The 21,070-nt window shown below is 57.0% G+C and carries 19 protein-coding genes and 1 tRNA gene; 6 read left to right on the plus strand and 14 right to left on the minus strand.

The genetic code is table 11. The features are described 5' to 3' along the window. Both VGP75_RS02885 and VGP75_RS02890 read right to left on the minus strand, forming a co-directional pair. On the minus strand, positions 1-461 hold a 461-nt coding region (locus VGP75_RS02885; RefSeq protein ID WP_327542219.1), incomplete at its 3' end, for a hypothetical protein. A 12-nt stretch (positions 462-473) separates the two neighbouring features. Further along, positions 474-1,874: a selenium-binding protein SBP56-related protein gene (locus VGP75_RS02890; protein ID WP_327542220.1), complete on the minus strand. Its 1,401-nt coding sequence runs from the start codon at positions 1,872-1,874 to the stop codon at positions 474-476. A 258-nt stretch (positions 1,875-2,132) separates the two neighbouring features. On the opposite strand from VGP75_RS02890, the gene VGP75_RS02895 reads away from it, so the two are divergent. From VGP75_RS02895 to VGP75_RS02910, 4 genes are all read left to right on the plus strand, one after another. Continuing rightward, a tRNA-Gly gene (locus tag VGP75_RS02895) sits at positions 2,133-2,206 on the plus strand. Between the two features lie 97 nt (positions 2,207-2,303). Next, positions 2,304-4,094 (plus strand): ABC transporter transmembrane domain-containing protein, encoded by a 1,791-nt coding sequence (locus VGP75_RS02900; RefSeq protein ID WP_327542221.1) that lies wholly within the window; start codon positions 2,304-2,306, stop codon positions 4,092-4,094. Positions 4,095-4,202: 108 nt separating this feature from the next. Next, positions 4,203-6,089, plus strand: a complete 1,887-nt coding sequence (locus VGP75_RS02905; protein ID WP_327542222.1) for an acyl-CoA synthetase — start codon at positions 4,203-4,205, stop codon at positions 6,087-6,089. Between the two features lie 23 nt (positions 6,090-6,112). After that, positions 6,113-7,012: an NAD(P)-dependent oxidoreductase gene (locus VGP75_RS02910; RefSeq protein ID WP_327542242.1), complete on the plus strand. Its 900-nt coding sequence runs from the start codon at positions 6,113-6,115 to the stop codon at positions 7,010-7,012. 2 nt (positions 7,013-7,014) lie between these two features. Here the strand turns inward: VGP75_RS02910 and VGP75_RS02915 are convergent, their stop codons facing one another. From VGP75_RS02915 to VGP75_RS02955, 9 genes are all read right to left on the minus strand, one after another. Continuing rightward, entirely contained in the window at positions 7,015-7,536 is a 522-nt protein-coding gene (locus tag VGP75_RS02915; RefSeq protein WP_327542223.1) for a chemotaxis protein CheD, read from the minus strand. Beyond that, positions 7,533-8,516 (minus strand): CheB methylesterase domain-containing protein, encoded by a 984-nt coding sequence (locus tag VGP75_RS02920; RefSeq protein WP_327542224.1) that lies wholly within the window; start codon positions 8,514-8,516, stop codon positions 7,533-7,535. The genes VGP75_RS02915 and VGP75_RS02920 overlap by 4 nt, the downstream gene beginning before the upstream one ends. 174 nt (positions 8,517-8,690) lie before the next feature. Then, positions 8,691-9,101 (minus strand): DUF8776 family protein, encoded by a 411-nt coding sequence (locus VGP75_RS02925; protein ID WP_526025498.1) that lies wholly within the window; start codon positions 9,099-9,101, stop codon positions 8,691-8,693. Further along, positions 9,071-9,457: a response regulator gene (locus tag VGP75_RS02930; RefSeq protein WP_327542226.1), complete on the minus strand. Its 387-nt coding sequence runs from the start codon at positions 9,455-9,457 to the stop codon at positions 9,071-9,073. Before VGP75_RS02930 ends, VGP75_RS02925 begins: the two co-directional genes overlap by 31 nt. Further along, on the minus strand, positions 9,454-10,362 hold the full coding sequence (locus tag VGP75_RS02935; protein WP_327542227.1) for a CheR family methyltransferase: 909 nt from the start codon (positions 10,360-10,362) through the stop codon (positions 9,454-9,456). Before VGP75_RS02935 ends, VGP75_RS02930 begins: the two co-directional genes overlap by 4 nt. Beyond that, positions 10,362-10,829, minus strand: coding sequence for a chemotaxis protein CheW (locus VGP75_RS02940; protein WP_327542228.1), 468 nt, complete (start codon positions 10,827-10,829; stop codon positions 10,362-10,364). Before VGP75_RS02940 ends, VGP75_RS02935 begins: the two co-directional genes overlap by 1 nt. Then, the gene (locus VGP75_RS02945) at positions 10,816-12,912 is read right to left on the minus strand and encodes a chemotaxis protein CheA (protein WP_327542229.1); all 2,097 of its coding nucleotides are present in this window, start codon (positions 12,910-12,912) and stop codon (positions 10,816-10,818) included. Before VGP75_RS02945 ends, VGP75_RS02940 begins: the two co-directional genes overlap by 14 nt. 3 nt (positions 12,913-12,915) lie before the next feature. Next, positions 12,916-13,284: a response regulator gene (locus VGP75_RS02950; RefSeq protein WP_327542230.1), complete on the minus strand. Its 369-nt coding sequence runs from the start codon at positions 13,282-13,284 to the stop codon at positions 12,916-12,918. Continuing rightward, complete coding sequence (locus VGP75_RS02955; RefSeq protein ID WP_327542231.1) at positions 13,281-13,568, minus strand: STAS domain-containing protein; 288 nt, start codon at positions 13,566-13,568, stop codon at positions 13,281-13,283. The genes VGP75_RS02950 and VGP75_RS02955 overlap by 4 nt, the downstream gene beginning before the upstream one ends. Positions 13,569-13,775: 207 nt before the next feature. Between VGP75_RS02955 and VGP75_RS02960 the strand changes: the two genes are divergently transcribed. Both VGP75_RS02960 and VGP75_RS02965 read left to right on the plus strand, forming a co-directional pair. Further along, complete coding sequence (locus tag VGP75_RS02960; protein WP_327542232.1) at positions 13,776-15,752, plus strand: YjbH domain-containing protein; 1,977 nt, start codon at positions 13,776-13,778, stop codon at positions 15,750-15,752. Continuing rightward, positions 15,749-16,417, plus strand: a complete 669-nt coding sequence (locus VGP75_RS02965) for a YjbF family lipoprotein (RefSeq protein ID WP_327542233.1) — start codon at positions 15,749-15,751, stop codon at positions 16,415-16,417. The genes VGP75_RS02960 and VGP75_RS02965 overlap by 4 nt, the downstream gene beginning before the upstream one ends. 24 nt (positions 16,418-16,441) lie before the next feature. On the opposite strand, the gene arsB is transcribed toward VGP75_RS02965, so the two are convergent. From arsB to VGP75_RS02980, 3 genes are all read right to left on the minus strand, one after another. Next, complete coding sequence (gene arsB, locus VGP75_RS02970) at positions 16,442-17,461, minus strand: ACR3 family arsenite efflux transporter (protein ID WP_327542234.1); 1,020 nt, start codon at positions 17,459-17,461, stop codon at positions 16,442-16,444. Positions 17,462-17,613: 152 nt separating this feature from the next. Further along, positions 17,614-19,338 carry a SulP family inorganic anion transporter gene (gene sulP / locus VGP75_RS02975; protein ID WP_327542235.1) on the minus strand — a complete coding sequence of 575 codons (1,725 nt, stop codon included), beginning with the start codon at positions 19,336-19,338 and terminating at the stop codon, positions 17,614-17,616. Between the two features lie 57 nt (positions 19,339-19,395). Beyond that, on the minus strand, positions 19,396-21,069 hold the full coding sequence (locus VGP75_RS02980) for a bifunctional protein tyrosine phosphatase family protein/NAD(P)/FAD-dependent oxidoreductase (RefSeq protein WP_327542236.1): 1,674 nt from the start codon (positions 21,067-21,069) through the stop codon (positions 19,396-19,398). Position 21,070: the final 1 nt, after the last annotated feature.

Consider the following 21,070-nt stretch of genomic DNA (forward strand, 5'->3'; position numbering starts at 1 on the left):
TTATTCCCCATCAGATTTTGTGCTGCAAGGTGCCCCGTTTCGTCCTGACCAACCGCGCAAATGCCCAGATAGATCGGCACAAGCATCAGCCCCGCACCATGCGCCATCGCAGCAAGGAATGACCAAAGCGCAAGCCGCGCAGGATGCACCCGTGCGAGAATTTTCGGATGTCTGCGATTGATCAGCAGGTAACACCCCATTGCGATCACCAGCAGACCCGCGCCAATGCGAATTTCGACTTCCCACTGGATCAGGACGATCATCATGGAAAAAGGCAGCAAAATCCCGATCATCGCCAGAAAATGACCCAAGGCAAGCATCGCCAGCGCCTTTGGCATGGCCTTGTGCCGTCGCTCCATCAGGGCGGCAGAGACGGCGAGTGGCCAGCCCATTCCGGGATTGATCCCGTGGTATAGACCAGACACAATGACGGCCCCCCAAAGGGCCGCCACCGATGTCATTTCACCCAGCACTTAGACGGAAGGATAGCAGAAACTATCTGTCGAGCAGTCTCCGCCCTCAAGCCGTATCTGGTGCGCGCGCAAGCCCTTGGGGAAATCGATGTAGAAATCCTTGTTCAACGTCAGACCGCCGTTTTCGCCTACGTCGGCCATGACCATCTGCCCGCCTTCATCATCCGGGTAGAACTGATCGTCCCATGTCGAATAAAGCGAGTTTGTCCAATAGACGCGTTTGCCGTCACGGCTGATCTCGACCATTTGCGGGCCAAAGGCAAAACCTTTGCCGTTGGGGTGCTTGTGACCCTTGGCGATCCCGCCAAGTTCGACCTTGCCCGCCAAGACGGGGTTCATTGGGTCCGAGACGTCATATTGGTGCATCTCGCCCATGCCCCAACACGCGACATAGAGATACTTGTCATCAAGGCTCAGGTCGATGTCAGTGACAAGGGGCGGTACCGCGCCAAAGCCCTGCAAAAGTGGCGGCAGGTTGGCCGGATCTTCGGGGCGAGGGTCAATCGTGATCGTCTTCTTGGCCTGCCAGACACCGTCATCGTCGCGCCACCATGTAAAGATAGCGCCCTGCAGGTTGGTGGTATCAACGACAACGCCGCAGAACCCATAAGATTTGGTCGGGTCATGTGCCGGCCGGATTTCCAGAGCCATCTGGTAGTTTTCGCCAAAGTCGATTGTCTGAATATTCTTGCGCGCCCGCAGGTCCCAAAAATGGATCGAGTGACCGTATTTGTTGGATAAGAGATCCTCGGGTACGATGCCGTTCTCGAACTGTGGCGGCAGACCCCATTCCGAACTGACCATATAGTCCTGCGGCAGGTTCCACCAAAAATCATAGTGCTTGTCCTGCTTGCCGCGATCCATCTCGTATTGACCGATGATCTCAAAGGTTTCGCAGTCCATAATAAAGATACCCGGCGGTCCGTCGGTGCCGTCTTTACCAGCGCCGCCAAGGCAGGACACATAGATGCCTTCCGGTCCGCAATGGATCGTATGCGGCCGCGAATAGCCGGTCTTGGCAAAGAGTTCCTCTGGCTCGATTGTCTTGTGGATATGAGCCTTCAGGGGCTCTTTGACGTCGATCACGTAAATACGCGAAGAGCGGATACCCGGGACGATCAGGTACCGGCGTTCGAGAAAGGCGTGCCCTGATAGTGGCGAGAGCGAGGACGAACAGGCGTTCCAGCCAAAGTGGTGAAATTCGTCGCCTTTGTTGGGAACAATCACCTGATGGACAATCTGGCCATAGGTCTCCGAACCTTGTTTGAGGTCTACGACCGCGATACCATCAGACTGCGATCCATCAGGGCTCAGCATGACGGTAAAGGCATAATTCTCGATCGGGGCTTCCATCGCCAGTTTGGGTGATGCGTGGAATGTCGGGTCAGGTCTCAGGTTCATATCGTTCCTCCCAGTTTGAAATGAATGTCTCGTTTTGCCTCTTTCGGTTATTTCTTAAGAGCGGCGGTGCGCACAGCGACTGCAACTCTCCAGACGCTAACACCAGAGTGGCCCTAACGCCGAGTCAAATTGTTGGCGCGGTCAGGGGCGCAAAATGGCGCTATCCGTCGACAGTTGGGTTTGGTCCTGAAATTACGCGCGCGCGAGACCTGCGCATCTTGACCTCAATTACGCGGTGCAATAGATGCCTAGCTGTACGCGGGCGTTGTGTAATGGTAAGACCCTTGCCTTCCAAGCAAGAGACGCGGGTTCGATTCCCGCCGCCCGCTCCAACCCCTTCCTGAGAACCAAAATATCGCAGATGCGCAGGGTTGCCTTGTGAAACGGTTGGTTCAGTTTTATGTCATCCCCATAACCTGAGGACAGTGCATGGCTGAGACCCAAAAATCCACCGCCGAAGATCGGCCCGTCGGCAAACGTGTCAGCGCGCTCAAAGCCCTTTGGCCTTTCATGAGAACATATCGCTACAACATGATCGCGGCAGGCTTTGCGCTTGTCTTTACGGCCATGGTCGCGCTGAGCTTGCCAATCGCGGCGGGGCAGGTTGTCGATACCTTCGGGCTGGCCAGCGGTGAGATCAGCCAGCATTTTGTGACGATGCTCATCATCGCGGTGCTGCTCGCCTTCGGGACAGCGCTGCGCTATTACTTAGTCACGCGGCTAGGTGAACGGGTTGTGGCAGATATTCGCAAGGCCGTGTTCAACCGCATGATCAGCATGAGCCCTGCCTTTTACGAAAAAATCATGACAGGCGAGGTGCTTAGCCGGATTACCACAGACACCACATTGATCCTTTCGGTCATCGGCAGCTCGGTTTCGATCGCATTGCGCAACATCCTGATCTTCATCGGTGGCGTGATCCTGATGCTGCTGACCTCTGTCAAGATGAGCGTGATGGTGCTTTGGCCGATCCCCGTGGTCCTGTTCCCGATCCTGTTCCTGGGGCGCCGTGTGCGCAGCCTGTCCAAGGAAAACCAGGATCTGATTGCTGAATCCAGTGGCGATGCGTCCGAACAGCTCTTGTCTGCACAAACCGTGCAGGCCTTTACACACGAAGAACTCAGCCGCGCCAAATTCGACGAAGTGACCGAGCAAAGCTACCGCTCTGCCCGCCGCCGGATCATGACGCGCGCGGCGCTGACGGCCATTGTGATCTTCATGGTCTTCGCCGCGATCGTGCTGTTTTTGCAAATGGGTTCGCAAGACGTGGTCGCTGGCGAAATCACCGAAGGCGGGTTGGTGCAGTTCATGATCTACACCATCATGGTCGGCGGCGCTGTCGCGGCCTTGTCCGAGGTCTGGGGTGAATTGCAACGCGCCGCTGGTGCCACGGAACGTCTGGTCGAGCTTCTGACCGCCGAAGATACCGTGCAGGATCCCGCAGAGCCCAAGACATTGCACCAGCCCGTCAAAGGCACGCTGCAATTCGAGAACGTGCAGTTCCACTATCCGTCCCGGCCGCAGGTTTCTGCCCTTGATGGCATCAATCTTGAGATCAAGGCGGGTGAGACCGTTGCACTTGTCGGTCCGTCGGGTGCGGGCAAAAGCACAATCATTCAGATGGTGCAGCGGTTCTATGACCCGCAGTCCGGTGCTGTCAAAATTGATGGCATGGATCTGCGTGATCTGATGCGGTCCGAGTTCCGCCAGCACATCGCGCTTGTCCCGCAAGATCCTGTTATCTTTGCAGATACAGCGCGCGAAAATATCCGCTTTGGCAGGCCCACGGCGACCGACGCCGAAGTTGAAGAGGCCGCAAAGGCCGCCGCCGCCTATGACTTCCTCAAAGCCCTGCCTGACGGTTTTGAAAGCTACGTCGGCGAACGCGGCGTGATGCTCTCGGGCGGGCAGAAACAGCGGATCGCGATTGCCCGCGCCATTCTGCGCGATGCGCCGATCCTGCTCTTGGACGAGGCCACGAGCGCGCTGGATGCCGAAAGCGAATATGCTGTGCAGCGCGCTGTCGAGGAACTGGCGCGGACCCGTACGACATTGATTGTCGCGCATAGGCTCGCCACTGTCAAAAAGGCCGACCGTATTATCGTTCTGGAAGACGGCAAAATCGCAGCCCAAGGCACCCATGATGCGCTTGTGGCCCAAGGCGGGCTCTACGCGCGGCTGGCGCGGTTGCAGTTCACAGAAGGTGTCGCGGCGGAATAGCCGCGTTTTTCGTAGCGTCAGACTTGTGATTATTTTTGTTTTTCACCACCCTGTCTGCTCAGGGAGGCAGCGTCGCGCTGCGTGAAGAGAAAACAGGGAGGAGACGACATGGCTTTTGCAACTGTCGCGGATCGGGACGCCATCGAGAACGAAAAGCCGTGGGAGGCCCGCAACACGGCCACGACCACCTTTGAACTGCTCAGCCGGACTGCCGCAAAACATGGGTCAAGAAAGGCCGTCACCTTCAGCCTGTTCTCTGACCCCGATGCGAAATGCGAAACGCTCGACTGGAACACGTTGCGCGACAAGACGGCGCAAGCCGCCAATATGTTCCGCAGTCTGGGCGTCGGCGAAGATGATGTCGTGGCCTATCTGATGCCCAATGCGACCGAAACCGTCCTGACATATCTGGGCGGGCAGGTGGCGGGCATCGTGAACCCGATCAATCCCCTGCTTGACGCCGAACAAATCGCCGCCATCTTGCGGGAAACCAACGCCAAAGTGCTGGTCACCCTGAAGGCCTTTCCGAAAACCGATGTCGCCCAAAAGGCCGCCGAGGCTGTACGCCTGGCCCCCAATATCACCCATGTGCTGGAAGTCGACCTGCACCGTTATCTGACAGGGCTGAAGCGTCTGATCGTACCGCTGATCCGCCCCAAGAACCCGGTGGCCCACAAGGCCACGGTGCTTGATTTCAACGCCGAGATGAACAAACTCCCCAAGACTTTGAATTTCGAGGATAGCAAGACCGACAGGGTCGCCGCCTATTTCCACACCGGCGGTACGACAGGCATGCCCAAGGTCGTGCAGCACCGCTATTCCGGTATCATCTACAATGCTTGGCTCGGGGATCGTTTGCTCTTTACCGAAAAGGACGTCCAAATCTGCCCGCTCCCGCTGTTTCATGTCTTTGCGACAATCGTGTCATTGGGGGCCTCGCTGGGGTCCGGTGCGCAAATCGTACTTCCCACGCCGCAGGGGTATCGTGGGGAGGGCGTGTTCGATAACTTCTGGAAGCTGATCGAAAAGCACAAGGTGACCTTCATGATCACCGTACCCACGGCCATGTCGGCACTGATGCAGCGCAAGGTCGACGCGGATATTTCCACACTGCGTCTGGCCTTTTGCGGCTCGGCGCCTCTGCCGCTCGAACTTTACCGCCGCTTTGAAAAGGCCGCAGGTGTCACGATCTGCGAAGGCTACGGGTTGACCGAGGCGACCTGCCTTGTCTCGATCAATCCGCCAGCAGGTGAAAAACGCGTGGGCTCCATCGGTTTGCCTTTCCCCTACACGGACATCAAGATCGTGAACGCCGCCGACGGCGAAATCCGTGACGTGGATGAAATCGGTGAAATCTGTGTTTCTAACCCCGGGGTCTTTGGTGGGCAAACCTATACCGACGCCGACAAGAACAAGAACCTCTTCTATCCGGGCGAAAAATCCGACCAGCAATATCTGCGGACAGGTGACTTGGGACGGTTTGACAGCGACGGCTATCTCTGGATCACAGGGCGCGCCAAAGACCTGATCATCCGCGGCGGCCATAACATCGACCCCGCCGAGATCGAGGAAGCCTTGGCCGGGCATGAGGCCGTGGCCTTTGCAGGTGCCATTGGTCAGCCCGATGAACACGCCGGTGAAGTACCTTGTGTCTATGTCGAACTTGTCGCTGGGGCAGAGGTGACAGAAGAAGACCTGATGGCTTATGCCAAGGAACATGTGCACGAACGTGCGGCGCATCCCAAGTATCTGGGAATATTGGATGAGTTGCCGAAAACGGCGGTCGGGAAAATCTTTAAGCCTGATCTGCGCAGATTGGCGATTGCCCGAGTCTTCAACGCCGCTCTCAAGGATGTGGGTGCAGAGGTCCATGACGTCAGCGAAGATAAAAAGCGTGGCTTGGTTGCCCATATCGTCAAGACAGGTGATGCGTCTGACGCAGAAATCGGCAAGGCGTTGAACGCCTACACTATACCTTGGGAGCTGGTGGGCTAAGTATTGCCCGAAGCACACGAATTATAAGGACAACTGTGATGACGAAACTTGCGTTTTTGGGCCTCGGGGTCATGGGCTATCCTATGGCCGGCCACCTTCAGGCGGCGGGTCACGATGTGACGGTTTATAACCGCACAGCGGCCAAGGCAGAAAAATGGGTGGCACAGCATGGTGGCGCAATGGCTGAAACGCCGCGCGCCGCAGCGGAAGGTGCCGTGTTGGTCATGGCATGCGTGGGCAACGATGATGACCTGCGCTCGGTATGTTTGGGCGAGGACGGGGCCTTTGCGGCCATGCCGGAGGGTGCGATTTTTGTCGACCACACGACAGTTTCTGCGGCCGTCACGCGCGAGTTGCATGATCTGGCGGCCGAAAAAGGCATCGCCTTTGTCGATGCACCCGTATCGGGCGGGCAGGCGGGTGCCGAAAACGGCGCGCTTTCGGTCATGTGTGGCGGCGCCGAAGAAAGCTATGCCAGCGCCGAGGCTGTGATTGGTGCCTATGCCAAGCTTTGCCGCCGGATCGGAGACAGCGGTGCCGGACAAATGACGAAGATGTGCAACCAGATTGCGATTGCAGGGTTGGTGCAGGGTCTGTCCGAGGCGCTTCACTTTGCGCAGAAAGCAGGCCTTGATGGTGAGGCCGTCGTCGAAGTGATCAGCCAAGGTGCTGCAGGCAGTTGGCAGATGTCGAACCGCTATCAAACGATGCTGGGCGATAAATGGGATCACGGGTTTGCGGTGGATTGGATGCGCAAGGATCTGGGGATCTGCCTTGATGCCGCTGATGAAAACGGGGCAAGTCTTCCGGTGACCGCACTTGTCGATCAATTCTATAAGGACGTGCAAAAACTGGGCGGTGGGCGCTGGGATACCTCATCTTTGCTGAAACGCCTGCAGGCGATCGGTGAACAAGCCAGCTGACACTAGAAGAGCGTAATGTCCGGTGGAGGCGGTGGCGCCGGCTTTTCGGGAATGATCTCGGGCGCGACACCTGCAATTTGCAATTGGCGTGCAGCACCAGTAGCCGGAGTAAACTGCACGCGGCGCGCCTGATCACCGCCAAGGCTCTGGGATAGGCAGGGGATTCCCTCTTGTGTCAGGAAATCAGACGCAAACTGCGCATTGGATTGACCGATGTCGCGGGAATGGTCCGTCATGCGCGCGCCACCAAAGAGTTTCGCCGTCAGTTTATGGCGGTCCGCACCGGCACGCAGCAGTTCATTGATTAAAAGCTCCATGGCATTGACGCCGTAGCGCAGATCATTCCCGCGCGCAGCACCGGTTCCGGCCAGTAAAAAGTGGTTCATACCGCCCACACCGGCCCGTGCGTCATACAGACAAACCGCAACACAAGACCCCAGCACCGTTGACATGACAACGGCTGGATCGCTGGAAACGGCATAGTCGCCTTGAATGATCGTGATCAGTTTTTGTGTGGAGTTCATGCGCGCACCTTTGTTGCAGATGCAGCCAGCAGCGCCGGCCCGATCGCACCGAGTGGGAGTTGCTGACCTACTCCACCCATTTCCATCGCAACGCGCGGCATTCCGTAGACAACACTCGTCCGCTGATCTTGCCCGATCGTTTGCGCACCGGCCCTGCGCAATTCGGTCAGACCCGCAGCACCATCTTTCCCCATCCCAGTGAGAAGGGCGGCAGTGACATGCGGGGCCATTGGCAAGGCCGACATGAACAGCGCGTCAATCGAAGGCCGATGCCCCGATATCAAACCGCCGGACTGAAGGTGAATATATGGGCTCCTGCGCTGGGCAAGCGTGAGGTGGAATCTGTCATCAGGTGCCAGATAGATATGCCCCGTTCTGGCGGCGATCCCTTCCTCGGCAGGTGTCACAGTGGCGCGGCATGCACTATTCAACAGGCGGATCAGGCTTTTGGCAAAGCTGCCGCCGGTATGCTGTACAATCAAGACTGGTGGACAGTTTTCTGCGAAGTGCTGGACGATGGTGATCAACGCATCAATCCCGCCGGTCGATGCGCCGATAAGGATAAACCTGTTCGGATCATATTCGGTGACGGTGCTTTCCCTTTTCTGGTCAACCTGTGCTGCGGGAACGGTTTGGCCCGCAGCCTGGACTATCTTGCCAATATGCAGTTCTAAATCTGCTTCCGGTACTTTTGGAGTGGCTGCTGGAAATGCATGATCGTCAGCTTTGGTGCTGCCTTCAGTTAAGATGACGCAAGTAATCTTGAGGATGCCAAGTAATGATAGGAGCAGCTCGCATTCCGGAAGATTGGCCAGTGTTTCGGAGATGAAGACGCAGTTAGGTTCATGGTGTTCTGACAAATTGTAGGCGTCGGTCAGCGACGTGGCCGTCAGAAACTGGGCCTCGGGATGCGCAGCAGTTATGGCACGCCGGACACGCGCCAAAGAGAGTTGAGATTGATGTGCAATCAGTAATTTCATGTGTGGTCCGGACAGGGTGATAGACGGTCGTTCCAAAAGACTGAGGTCGACTGGCTTAGGAGTGCGGTCAAACGATGCACGAACTGTAGTGTTCATGTCGTGCGTCGTGATGGTTATGGAAAGCAGAACGCCGAAAGTGCAACAAAGAGCAGGCTTGGCGTCACTGCGAAGATATTAGAACAATTCCACCTCCTCGTGTTTCGTGCGTTGGTAGGATGTTTTCAGGGTATTTGCATTGGTGCTCACTATTTGGCGCAAAGTTTCGAGCTTCATGGGGGCGATGACATCAAATTCGCTTACACTCAGCGCAGGCGGGACAGAATCCCCCAACCTTTCAAGCAACGCTGCCAGGTCATCGGTGGCCTGTTTCAAAAAATCGAGAGCCTGCAATGCATTGGCCTGCACCGCAGGTTCGCCAATCGGAGTCTGCGCTCCCCAAATTTCATGTTCCATAGCAAGAATTTTCCCGCTTAGCTGTGTCAGACAGGTCCCCGTTTGCTGCAAGACCCGGCTCAGCGGCACCTCTGCATTCTGGCAATCACGCGGTAGGATGCTCATAATCGACCCACCACGCTTTCGATGCATTGTTTCATATTCGCCGTTGTGAAGGGTTTTTTTATGATATTGTTCAGGCCAAGCGCTTTGCCCTTACTTACAAGATCTGGGGTCGGGTTGCCTGTTACCAGAATAAAGCCGATCCGCGCCGTTGATCTGTTTTGGCGCAGCGCCTGCAAAAGCTGTAGCCCGTCCATACCGGGCATATTGTAATCCGATAGGACAAGGTGCACCGGATCAGCGATCAGCTTTTGAAGTGCTGCGCGCCCATCGTTCTCGGCCTGATTTTTCCAGATACCCATCTCTTCGATTGCTTGTACCAAAAGGCCGCGGCTGACGCCCATGTCGTCAACGATCATCACCCGCAAGGAGTCTTTCAGGCTCAATTTCTGTCTCCTTTATCCGATACGTTTACAGGGGCGAACGGCCCTGTCAGTTTTTGGTACGTCGTAATGCCGACGCTTTTGAAAGCTGACTGCGCTGGGCCGCTCAGCCGTTCTGAGTGACCAATCATCAGATGCCCCCCATCAAGCATCACATCGGCGAAACGCCCCCAAAGGCGTGCTTGCGTGCCTTTATCAAAGTATATTGCTGCGTTTCGGCAAAATATGACATCAAATCTGCCCTTCATCGGCCAGTCAGCAATCAAATTGAGTTCGCCAAAGGAGATGAGCTTTTGCAACGCCGGGTCAATTCTGAATTCGCCGGATTGCGGTCGCCTGGAGCCAGTTAGCAGGTCGCGCCAAAAGGGCGGGATTGTCGCTATCTGCTCGTCTGGATAGATTGCGCGCTTTGCGGTCTGCACCACTTGTGGGTCGATATCTGTGGCAAGAATCTTGATATCATATTGCGACAGTTTAGGGGCGGCGGCGACAAGTGCCGCTGCAATCGAATATGCCTCTTGTCCAGTGGAACAGGCCGAAGACCAAAGCCGCACAGGATGGCCCGCCTGGGACTTCTCAATCAATTGCGGCATCAAAACGTCTTTGAGAAAATCAAAATGATGCATTTCGCGAAAAAAGTGGGTCACGTTTGTGGTCAGTGCCGATAGCAGATGCATGCGCTCCGCATCGCCCTCAGTTTTGTTGAGGAGGTTGCAATAGTCCTCGAAACTGGCGAGTTTGAGGATACGCAAGCGTTTTGCAAGGCGCGAGTGAACAAGCGCCTTTTTGGATGGCTGCAAGAACAGGCCGTAGCGTGCGTTCGCGAGTTCTGAGATCATCTGAAAATCATGATCCGAGAACGTGAATTCGTTGGATGTTTCTGCAAGCGAGGGCTGATTATACGCCATTATGCGGCCGTCGCGAGTTTTGCGGGCAAGAGTGCCTCAAGGCTGAGAATTTTGATCATATCGTCTCCCGTCGGGATGATCCCGTTAATCGCGCGGGTGGATTCATCTTCTTCTGTGCGAGGCGTTTCGCGCACCATGTCTGAGCTGACCCCCAAAATTTCTGAGACAGACTCGACCAGCAGGCCGACGATGCGTTCTTCGACCGAGATGATGATAATAACGTGACGCTCGGTCGGCTCGATTGCTCGAAAGCCAAGCTTGGCCGCAAGGTCAAGGATCGGAATGACGGCACCACGCAAGTTGATCACACCGAGAACATAGGGTGGTGAATGCGGCAATAGGGTAACCGGCGTCCAACGCCGGATTTCGCGAATTTGTGTGATTTCGATACAAAAGCTTTGCCCGCCTGCAACCAGCGTCACAAATTCTATCTGTTTTGCGGCTTTGGGATCTTCATGTTGCTGCATGTGCGACCTCTCTTTGGGCTTGGATTTGCATCTTCAATTCGGTGGTAGGCGCTGCGGCAATGGCGTCGGGGTCGATGATCAGGGCGATCTTGCCATCGCCCAATATCGTGGCCCCCGAAATGCCAGCGATTTCTCCGTAGCTGCCTTGCATGCTTTTCACGACAACCTGGCGCTGGTCGAAAATATCATCGACGGCCAAGGCGCATTGTGTCACTGATTCCGTTTGTATGAGCAGCAGTACCCGATCGGTCATGGTTTCTGACGATGATCGCACCCCAAGCCGATCTGCCAGATCAATAATCGGAACATAATCGCCCCGGATGCGGAGCAACTGGCTATGCAGGCCAATTCGCGAAAGATCTGTTTTGGTTGGGCGGATGGTTTCGAGGATGCTGGAAATTGGCACCACCATTGTCTGACCACCCACGTTAATGATCATCCCGTCCATAACCGCGAGCGTGAGCGGCAAGGTGATCGAAAATGTGGTTCCTTGGCCGGTGATGCTGCTGATTGCAATCCGGCCACCCAAGGCGGTGATCGCCGTTTTCACCACGTCCATGCCCACACCGCGACCCGATAGATTGGTCACCTCGGCCGCAGTCGAGAACCCTGGCGCGAACAACAGATGGTCAATCTCTTGTTCGGTGAGCTGCATATCTGCAGAAATAAGCCCCTTGCTGATCGCAATCTCTTTGATGCGCTTGCGATTAAGGCCTGCCCCGTCATCAATAATCTCGATCACGATACTGCCGGATCTCTGGCTGGCCGTCAGGCGCAACGTGCCGGTCGCGAGTTTTCCAGCACTGATCCGATCTTGCGGTTTTTCAATGCCGTGATCAATGGCGTTGCGGATCATATGGGTGAGCGGATCAGCCAGTCGTTCGACAACGATCTTATCCACCTCGGTCCCGTCGCCTTCCGTCACGAGGTTGACGTCTTTGCCTGTCGCATCGGCCGCTTCGCGTGCGATGCGCAACATCCGTTGAAACAGCGGTTTTACAGGCTGGGCGCGGATCGCCATTACGCCCTCCTGGATTTCGCGGGCGAGGAGTTTGTAGTCGTCAAGATCGCCGTGCAGTTCCGCACTATTGGGCAGACCTGCTTCATCGATCCGCTGTGAAATCACGGATTGATTGATAATCAACTCACCAACCGCATTGATCAACCGGTCAACTCGTTCGGGATCAACGCGCAAGGTGCTCGCAGGCCGCTTGGCTGGTTTGTCAGCCTTCACCAGCGTGTCCTCCACATCGCAGATCTCTGCTGCGGGCTCTTGTGCGGTTTGCTGTGTTTGCCGTTCGGTTTCCGGAGCGGGGACGATCACGGGCGCAATTTCTTCGGCCAATGGGTCTGTCTCGTCATCAAATTGCTCTGTGATATGCAGATCGCAGAGGTCGTCAACGAATTGGAAGACCTCTCTGGCGGCCAGATCATTCTGCTGATCCGCCACATCAACCAGCCAGGTCAGATAACCTTCATCCCATTGGAAATCGGCAAAATCCTCAGGAAGATCCCCGATCAGGGCGCGCACCGAACAGGGTCCCAAGTCCTGCAAGGCTGCAATCATCAGAGCTGGATCGTTGCCTGTTGCATAAAATTCGCGACTGGGCCGGAATTGCACCTGATAGGTGGCTGTGGTCGGGGCACTGTCCAAGGCCAAAGTGAGGGCTTCGAACACGAACTCCTCTTCGACAAGGCTGTCAGCGCCCAAAAAAGATTGCAGCTCTGTGACAACCGGATCCACCTGCTCGGCATCGGCCGGAAGCCCGTCACGGGCGGCATCGACCAGATCAGCGAGAATATCACCCGCGCGTTGCAGCACCCGCAAGAGTGTATCATCTGTGCTCAGCTTGCCGGCGCGCACCTCATCCAGAACCGTCTCAAAAATATGAGCAAAGCCCACCAGATCTTCGAGCGAGAAGGCACCAGCCGCACCTTTGATCGAGTGGACGGAACGAAACACCGCATTCACGGTTTCATTGTCCGCCTTGCCGTCCCGCATGTCTTCCAGGCCGTCCGAGAGGGCGACCAGAAGGTCCTCACATTCCTCAAAAAAGGCGTCAAGAATTGCACTGTCTGTCATGGTTCAGGTCCCCGTCAGCCGCTTGATGACGGATACCAGGGCATCGTCGTCAAAAGGCTTTACAATCCAGCCTGTCGCCCCTGCCTTGCGCGCGCGCTCTTTGAGAGCAGCGCCGCTTTCGGTGGTGAGAACAAGGACCGGAACGGCGCGATTCACGGCCCCTTGGCGGATATCCTCGATCACGCCAAAGCCGTCCTTGTTCGGCATATTCACATCCGTAATCACCAGATCGGCGTTGGCGCTCTGGAATTTTTCGACACCGTCCACTCCGTCCACCGCGGTGGTCACGGCAAAGCCCGCTTTTTCCAGCGTTGCGGTCAGCAAGGCACGGATCGTGCGCGAATCGTCAATGGCAAGGATATGTGCGCTCATGCTGCCACCTGATGCGGCAGAAGCAGATCACTCAGGCCAAGGATGGCGAGGCTTTGTGCAAAGCCATCCGACGGACTGGCAAATGTGACTTCAAGCGACTGGCTGCGCCACACGGTTGCCGCCATTACCAGCATTTGCGCCGATAAACCACTTAGTCTTTCGACGGATGAACAATCAAACGCGATGTGCTTGCTTTGGGCGCTGGCCAGAAACCCATGCAAGGTTTCACAATCCTCAACCTTCATGATCTTGGGAAGTTCAAAACTTGCCGTGTCGTCAGTCATTCTGGGACTACTCCTTTTCAAAGTGCCAAAGTCGCTGTTGTTGCCCAGAATGCGTATGACGGTGGCTGGCTTAATTTCACGTAAATGCAGAACAATATTTTTCAGGACCTCTGCACAAACCGGGCAAATGGCTCGACATTGCCCTCGGTCCTTGGCTAGGTTGCCCTGAATGTTGCGGATCAGTTACCGAAGGGTTGAAAGAACCACATGAGCCATAAACCCCACGGGATCGCCCTTTCGTTGGTTCTGTCATCCCTGCTTGCCGCAGGCGCTGCGGCAGAAGGCATCGGCGGGCTGTCGCAAGCCATTGATACCCCCCGCGCCGCCAGTGGCGTTGCCGATAGTTTCGTTATTCATTTTGATTTCCGTGACGACTACCGTGCGTTGTCATTCGGGCTACAGCCAAGCGACTGGCTCGAAATCGGGATCAGCTTTCCGACCTATGATGACGATGCAGGCAGTTCGAGCGGTAATGAGCTGAGCTTTGGTCTGCGGTTGTTGAAAGAGGGCACGTACACCCCCGGTCTGACCGTCGGGATCGTGGGTTTCGGCAGCGATGATCGGGGGTCAGGTGAGTACGTGCTGGCCAGCAAGACCTTTGGCGCGTTTTCGGCTTCCGTAGGCTTGGGGTGGGGGCGTTACGCACTTGCTGTACCGGAAGATCGCGGCACCGATGACGGGGTCATCCGCACGGATCACCTGTTTGAGGGCGATGCCGCGCCTTTCGCAAACATCGTCTGGGATACCGGCGTGGCCGGCCTTGTGGCTGCGGCGGAATATAGCGGTATTGAGGGTGCAGAGGCCGATGAAACCTTTGCAGCCAGCCTGTCTTATGAGCTTCTGGATGGTTTGACCGTCACTGGTCTGGTGAACAATCAGGGCAACGCGGGCCTGCGGTTGCAGTTCGCGGCAAACCCCGCGCAGTCTCTGGCGCAGGAGAATATAGGGCGGGGTCCGCATCCTTACGTCCCGAACACGCCCGCGCGCGCCAGCCAGCTACAACCGACCGCCGCGCAGGTCTTGGCGCTCTTGAACGAGCGCGCCGAGAAAGAAGACATCCGCATCAGCCGCTTTGCGATGGAGGGCGACACGATTGATGTGACGGCGTCATCCGCCAAGGATGTTGTCTTTGCGCGTACAGCAGGCCGGATTGCGCGTATCCTTTCGGCAATCGCACCTGCCAACATCACGACATTCCGTGTGACACAGAACACAGGCGCCTTTGACAGCAATGTCGCGGTGCTGGATCGGGCAGGGCTTGATCGGGCGGTTGGTGCGCCCAATGCCGCAGAATTGGCATGGGACGCGACGTCGTTTGAGGCAAGCCCGCGCAATCGGCCCGAGGGACTGATCGCGGATCGTTTTGAGCCGCGCTTCACCTATGGCATTGCGCCATCGTTCCGCGCCGATTTTATTACGTCGGATACGCTGGAACTGACCGGTACGCTCAACGCAAATGCCCGCTATACGTTTTCACCACAGACATTCGCTGCGGCTTCTGTCGGCTACCGCTTCCTGAACCAATGGACGCAGCAAGATCCGCCCGCCGAGCCGCAACCGCGGTCCGACTTTACGTCCTACGCACCTGACATCGTATACCTGCAATCGCTGTCTGTCCGGCACCGTTTCCGGATCACCCCGGAGCTTTACAGCAGGGTGTCTGCGGGGTTGTTTGAACGCGCCTATGGCGGTGTGAGCGGCGAGGTGATCTGGCGTGATCCCGAACAGAACTTTGCCTTGGGGCTTGAAGCAACCTACGTGCAAAAACGCGCCTACCAAGGCTGGTTCGGGTTTGAAGATGCGGATGCCTCGACGCTGATTGGCAGCCTTTATGCCAATGTCGGCACAAACGGCAATTTCGTCATCCTCGACGCGGGCCAGCATCTGGCCGATGATTTTGCGGTCGGCCTGACCATTGGCCGCAATTACCGCAACGGCTGGCGGATCGCCGCATCGACGACATGGAGCGAAGAGAAAACAGCACCGCTGAAATTCGGTGCCGAGGTCTCCATTCCGCTGTCCTGGACGTCGGTTGAGGGCGGTGTCGGGGCGACCAATCTGTTTGTGGGTGGTCAATCGGGGGATTTCGGGTCGCGCGTGTCCGGCACCGGACTGCTTTATGATGAACTGCGCGCGTCGGACAAAAGACGCATCGAAGACGGCTTTGGGGAGTTCTGGAATTGATCAAAGGTGTTGTTTTCGCAGGTCTGATTGTCTCGCTCTCGGGCTGTCTTGGAACCTTGGGGCAGATGCGTGATGCAATCCTAAACCCCAACCCCGAGGTTGAAATGCGGGTGCCGCGCGTCAATCGTGCCGCCATCGAAGCGGCCGATCTTGCGGCTGTGCTGGTGTTAAGTCCGACAATCGGGTTGGGGTCGGTCGGGGTTGCGATCCAGATGCGGGACGGGCGGATTATCTATAACGCGAACGATAACCGTGGCATCACGCTTGAGGGCGGGTTGGTATTTGCCACCCTTGGGTTTGGTACCAACCTGCAGGCGGTGACGACACAGAGTGATGATCCGCTTGTGCGAGAGACGCGCGCGGGGGCATGGCCTGCTGAGGTGACACGCACCTACTACATCGCGCAGCGTGGTACGGAATTTGCACAGATTACAGCGACCTGCCGCAATCAGGTGGGGCGTAGTCTTGCCATCGAGGTGGCAGAGGCCACGCGGCAGGTGGTGGAAGTTGTCGAGATCTGCACCACGCAGGCTGGAGAGGATTTCAACAACGTCCACTATCTTGATGCAGATACCGGCCGCATCTGGCGCACGAGCCAATGGACAGGCCCTGTGCAAACCAACATTCAGGTGGACGTGATCGAGCAATTCGACCCGGACGCATGATAAATCCGCCTATCGTGTCCTTCGCTATGCCGATCTGTCGCTGAACCTGCCGCGCGTCCTGTTCGCAAAGGCCACCAGCGACAGCATCACAGGCACTTCGACCAGAACCCCAACCACGGTCGCCAAAGCCGCACCGGAGTTGAGCCCGAACAGGCTGATCGCTACTGCTACGGCCAGTTCAAAAAAGTTCGACGTGCCAATTAATGCGCATGGCGCCGCAACGCGGTGTGGCACCCGCAAGGCAAAGGCCGCCGCATAGGCCAGCGCGAAAATGCCATAGGATTGCAGCAGGATCGGGACCGCGATCAGGGCAATCACCTGCGGGCGGTCAAGGATGACCTGCCCCTGCAGACCGAAAAGGATCACAACGGTCACGACCAACCCGATTACAGACCACGGTTTGATGCGTGCCTGAAACGCCGCGATCCGTGCCGCAGAACCGAGCCGCGCCCGTGTGAGAAGGCCCGCGGCCAGCGGCAGCGCGACAAACAGGACAACCGACAATACAAGCGTTTCCCACGGCACGATGATGTCCGTGACACCCAGCAGGAAAGCCACGATTGGCGCGAAGGCAAAGACCATCACCACATCGTTGACCGAGACCTGCAAGAGCGTGTAGCTCTCGTCGCCCTTGGTCAGTTGCGACCAGACAAAAACCATCGCCGTGCAGGGCGCGGCACCCAGCAGGATCAAACCCGCCAGATATTGCTGCGCATCTTCCGGTGCGATGAGATCGGCAAAGACAACCTCGAAAAAGAGCACGCCCAAGGCGGCCATTGAAAACGGTTTGATCAGCCAGTTGACCACCAGCGTGATGGCAAGGCCCTTGGGCTGCTTGAGCACATCTTTCAGACTGGCCGGATCAACACCCACCATCATCGGATAGACCATGGCCCAGATCAGAACGGCAACGACAAGGTTGACGCTGGCAAACTCGGCCGCCGCAACAAGATTGACGAGGCCGGGTGCGACACTGCCAAGCGCAATGCCCGCAACCATCGCCAACCCGATCCAGATGGAAAGATATCGCTCGAACAAGCCCATGATATTGCCGCTCTTTCAGTTCCTGACACGCCTCAATAGGGGGAGCCTAGCTTGACGGTTATGCCTTGAACACCCTTGTCTGACTTGCACGGACGCGCCTCAGGTAACGGGTTTGACCCGCCGCGCGGTCCGTGCCGGATGGATCAGGTTGATCAGGTGGTCAATGCCGGACGCAGGGCCTTGGTGGCTTCAAACTGGGACAAGAACACCTGACCGGTCATTTCCGACAGGAAGTGTTCCCGCTTCAAACGGTCCATCACGGGGCCTTTGACCTCGGACAGATGCAACTTCACATCCATCTCCCTCAGCCTTTCGTTGATGGCTTCCAGTGATTCAAGCGCGCTGAGATCAATTTCGTTGATTGCTGCACATTGCAGGATCACATGACGAATATCTTTGTCTTTCGCAACGCGGCTCTGGATCTTGTCCTCAAGGTAGCGGGCGTTGGCGAAATAGAGGCTCTCATCCACGCGCAGGGTGACGATGGACGGGTCGGTGATCACGTCATGGCGCAGGATATTGCGGAAGTGCTCGGTGCCGGGCACCTGACCGACCTCCGCGATATGCGGTTTGGAGGATTTATAAAGATGCAGCAGGATCGACAGCCCGACGCCCGCGGAGACACCTGCCTCGACACCCAGAACAAGGGTCAGCAGGATGGTTGCAAGAACGGCGGCAAAATCCGCCTTGGAGTAGTTCCAGCTGCGTTTGAGGATCGAGAAATCCACCAGACTGAGCACGGCCACAATGATTGTCGCAGCCAAGGTCGCCTTGGGCAGGAAATAGATCAGTGGCGTCAGGGCAAGCGCGGCGATGGCCAGACCAATCGCGGTAAAGGCACCGGCAGCGGGGGTTTCGGCACCTGCATCAAAGTTCACGACAGAGCGTGAAAATCCGCCCGTGACCGGAAAACCACCTGTCAGCGACGCACCGATATTGGCCGCACCAAGACCGATCAATTCCTGATCTGGATCAATACGCTGGCGTTTCTTTGCGGCAAGGGTCTGTGCGACGGAAATCGATTCCACAAAGCCGATGATCGAGATCAGAAAGGCCGGCAGCAAAAGCTGCCACAGCAGGTCCGGCGAGAATGACGGCAACGTCAGCGGTGGCAGGCTCTGCGGAACCTCACCCACGATGCTGACACCTTTGTCCGCGAGCCCAAGGCCCCAAACGGCGGCCGTTGTTGCGACAACAACAACCACAGGGCCGGTTTTCACAAAAACACCGGTCAGACTGTCTGACAGGCCAAACCGCTTGAGCAAGGGTTTCAGACCCTTGCGCACCCAGAACAAGAATCCTGTAGCAAGGATGCCGATGATCGCAGTGATCCAGTTGGTCTCGCCCAGATGCGTGACAAGCGAGACGACCAGTTCCAGAAGGTTATGACCTTCGGCATTGATCCCGAGGATATGCTTGAGCTGGCTGGCCGCGATGATGATGCCTGATGCGGTGATAAAGCCCGCAATCACCGGGTGGGACAGGAAATTCGCGATGAAACCAAGGCGGAACAGACCCATCGCCAAAAGGATCGCACCTGAAAGTGCGGCAAGCGACAAGGCCGCAACAGCATAGCCCATCGTGCCTTGTTCAACGATATTGCTGAGTGCTGCAGCCGTCATCAGGGACACAACGGCCACAGGTCCGACCGCCAGCGCACGGCTGGTGCCAAAGACCGCATAAAGCATGATCGGCACGATCGACGCATAAAGGCCGGCCTCGGCCGGCAGCCCCGCAAGCAACGCATAAGCCAGCGATTGCGGGATCAGCATGATTGTCACGATCAACGCGGCAACTAGATCGTTGGACAGGGCAGTGCGGTTATACGTCCGACCCCATGTCAGGATGGGCAGGTAGCGCGTCATATCGGTTTTCATGGTCTTCTCTGGCAGTTCGAGTGTCCCCGCATCGGATGGTGCGAGGGTCTTTGTTGTCTATTTCACGGTCACTTTTTCAGGCTTTGCCATCCATTCGCGGCCCTTGAGCATGCCTTTCCAATAGATCGGCGGCAGCAGTTTTTCTTTCAGGAACCATGCCGCACGGGATGGCTTTGTGCCGTCAATGACCGCTTTGGGGAAGCTGGGCAACAGTGTCCCGCCATAACCGAACTCGGCCAGAACGATCTTGCCGCGCTCGACCGTCAGCGGGCAGGACCCGTAGCCGTTATATTGCGCCACCGGAGATCTCCCCGCCATGTCAGCCACCATATTTTCGACCACAACAGGGGCTTGAATACGTGCCGCGGCCATTGTCTTGGCGTTGGGTGCGTTCATGACATCACCCAAGGCCCAGATATTATCATAGGTCTTGTGGCGCAAAGTGGATTGATCGACATCAACCCAGCCCGCCGCGTCGGCAAGCGGCGAGACGCGGATGAAATCGGGTGCGGTCTGTGGCGGGCAGACATGCATCATGTCAAACTCCATCTCGACCCGTTCCACCGGCGTGTCGGGCTTGGCCACATCGAACCATGCCTTTTTGGCAGGACCGTCGACCGCAACAAGGTTATGGAAGAAATTCAGATGCGCGTTGTATTTCTTGACGTAGTCCATCAGGGCAGGGACGTATTCCTTGACACCGAAAAGCACACCGCCTGCGTTGTTGAACTGGATATCAATGTTCTTCAGCACGCCGCGCCGAAGCCACGCATCCCCTGACAGATACATCGCCTTTTGCGGCGCACCGGCGCATTTGATGGGCATGGGGGGCTGGGTGAAAATCGCATGGCCCTCTTTCATGCCGTTCACCAGTTCCCACGTATAAGGCGCAAGATCATAGCGGTAATTTGACGTCACCCCATTCTGGCCTAGCGTCTGAACCAGACCTTCGATCTTGTTCCAATCCAGTTTGATACCGGGGCAGACGATCAGGCGGGTGTATTTCACAACACGACACCCGTCGAGGATCACGGCATTGTTCTGCGGCTCAAACGCGGCAACGGCCGATTTGATCCAGTGTACGCCCTTGGGGATCAACGACGCCATTGTGCGCGCGGTCTCTTCAGCGTCGAACACGCCACCGCCCACCATGGTCCAGCCAGGCTGGTAATAATGGATATCGGCCGGATCAATGATCGCGATTTCAAGGCCGGGTTTGCGCGCTTTCAGGCTGGCCGCCGCCGCAATACCACCGGCGCCCGCACCGACGATGACGACTTCGTAACTGGCGTCGCCAGTGTCGGTGGGCGTCTTGCCCCCGTTGACGATCCGGCGCACGACGCCCGCCATGTCATAGCCTGCGGCCTTGGTCGCCGCGAGGATATCAGCAAGGCTGCGCTGGCCTGCCTGCGCAAGCGACCACAGGGTCGCCGAGCGCGTGCCGGTGCGACAATAGGCCAGCACCGGGCCGGGCAATTCGGTCAGCGCCTTGCCGAATGCGCTTGCGTCTTCGTCCGTCACCTTGCCGGCGACGATCGGCAGATAGGTCGCCTCGAGGCCCGCTTTCTTGGCCGCAGCCGCAATCTCTTCGAACGTCGGCTGATCGGCGCCTTCGCCGTCGGGGCGGTTGCAGATAATGGCGCGAAAACCCGCGTCTTTGATGGCTTGCATATCGTCGGGCAAAATCTGTGGGCTAACACAGAGACCGGCGGTCAGTGGCTTGATATCCATA

This window comes from Yoonia sp. (genome assembly GCF_036007805.1).
GTDB lineage: Bacteria > Pseudomonadota > Alphaproteobacteria > Rhodobacterales > Rhodobacteraceae > Yoonia.

Excerpts from the sequence above, each read along its gene's own strand:
- VGP75_RS02890 (WP_327542220.1), bottom strand. The coding sequence starts at position 1,874 with ATGAACCTGAGACCTGACCCGACATTCCACGCATCACCCAAACTGGCG.
- VGP75_RS02900 (WP_327542221.1), top strand. The coding sequence starts at position 2,304 with ATGGCTGAGACCCAAAAATCCACCGCCGAAGATCGGCCCGTCGGCAAA.
- VGP75_RS02905 (WP_327542222.1), top strand. The coding sequence starts at position 4,203 with ATGGCTTTTGCAACTGTCGCGGATCGGGACGCCATCGAGAACGAAAAG.
- VGP75_RS02915 (WP_327542223.1), bottom strand. The coding sequence starts at position 7,536 with ATGAACTCCACACAAAAACTGATCACGATCATTCAAGGCGACTATGCC.
- VGP75_RS02920 (WP_327542224.1), bottom strand. The coding sequence starts at position 8,516 with ATGAAATTACTGATTGCACATCAATCTCAACTCTCTTTGGCGCGTGTC.
- VGP75_RS02925 (WP_526025498.1), bottom strand. The coding sequence starts at position 9,101 with ATGCATCGAAAGCGTGGTGGGTCGATTATGAGCATCCTACCGCGTGAT.
- VGP75_RS02935 (WP_327542227.1), bottom strand. The coding sequence starts at position 10,362 with ATGGCGTATAATCAGCCCTCGCTTGCAGAAACATCCAACGAATTCACG.
- VGP75_RS02940 (WP_327542228.1), bottom strand. The coding sequence starts at position 10,829 with ATGCAGCAACATGAAGATCCCAAAGCCGCAAAACAGATAGAATTTGTG.
- VGP75_RS02945 (WP_327542229.1), bottom strand. The coding sequence starts at position 12,912 with ATGACAGACAGTGCAATTCTTGACGCCTTTTTTGAGGAATGTGAGGAC.
- VGP75_RS02950 (WP_327542230.1), bottom strand. The coding sequence starts at position 13,284 with ATGAGCGCACATATCCTTGCCATTGACGATTCGCGCACGATCCGTGCC.
- VGP75_RS02955 (WP_327542231.1), bottom strand. The coding sequence starts at position 13,568 with ATGACTGACGACACGGCAAGTTTTGAACTTCCCAAGATCATGAAGGTT.
- VGP75_RS02960 (WP_327542232.1), top strand. The coding sequence starts at position 13,776 with ATGAGCCATAAACCCCACGGGATCGCCCTTTCGTTGGTTCTGTCATCC.
- arsB (WP_327542234.1), bottom strand. The coding sequence starts at position 17,461 with ATGGGCTTGTTCGAGCGATATCTTTCCATCTGGATCGGGTTGGCGATG.
- sulP (WP_327542235.1), bottom strand. The coding sequence starts at position 19,338 with ATGAAAACCGATATGACGCGCTACCTGCCCATCCTGACATGGGGTCGG.
- VGP75_RS02980 (WP_327542236.1), bottom strand. The coding sequence starts at position 21,069 with ATGGATATCAAGCCACTGACCGCCGGTCTCTGTGTTAGCCCACAGATT.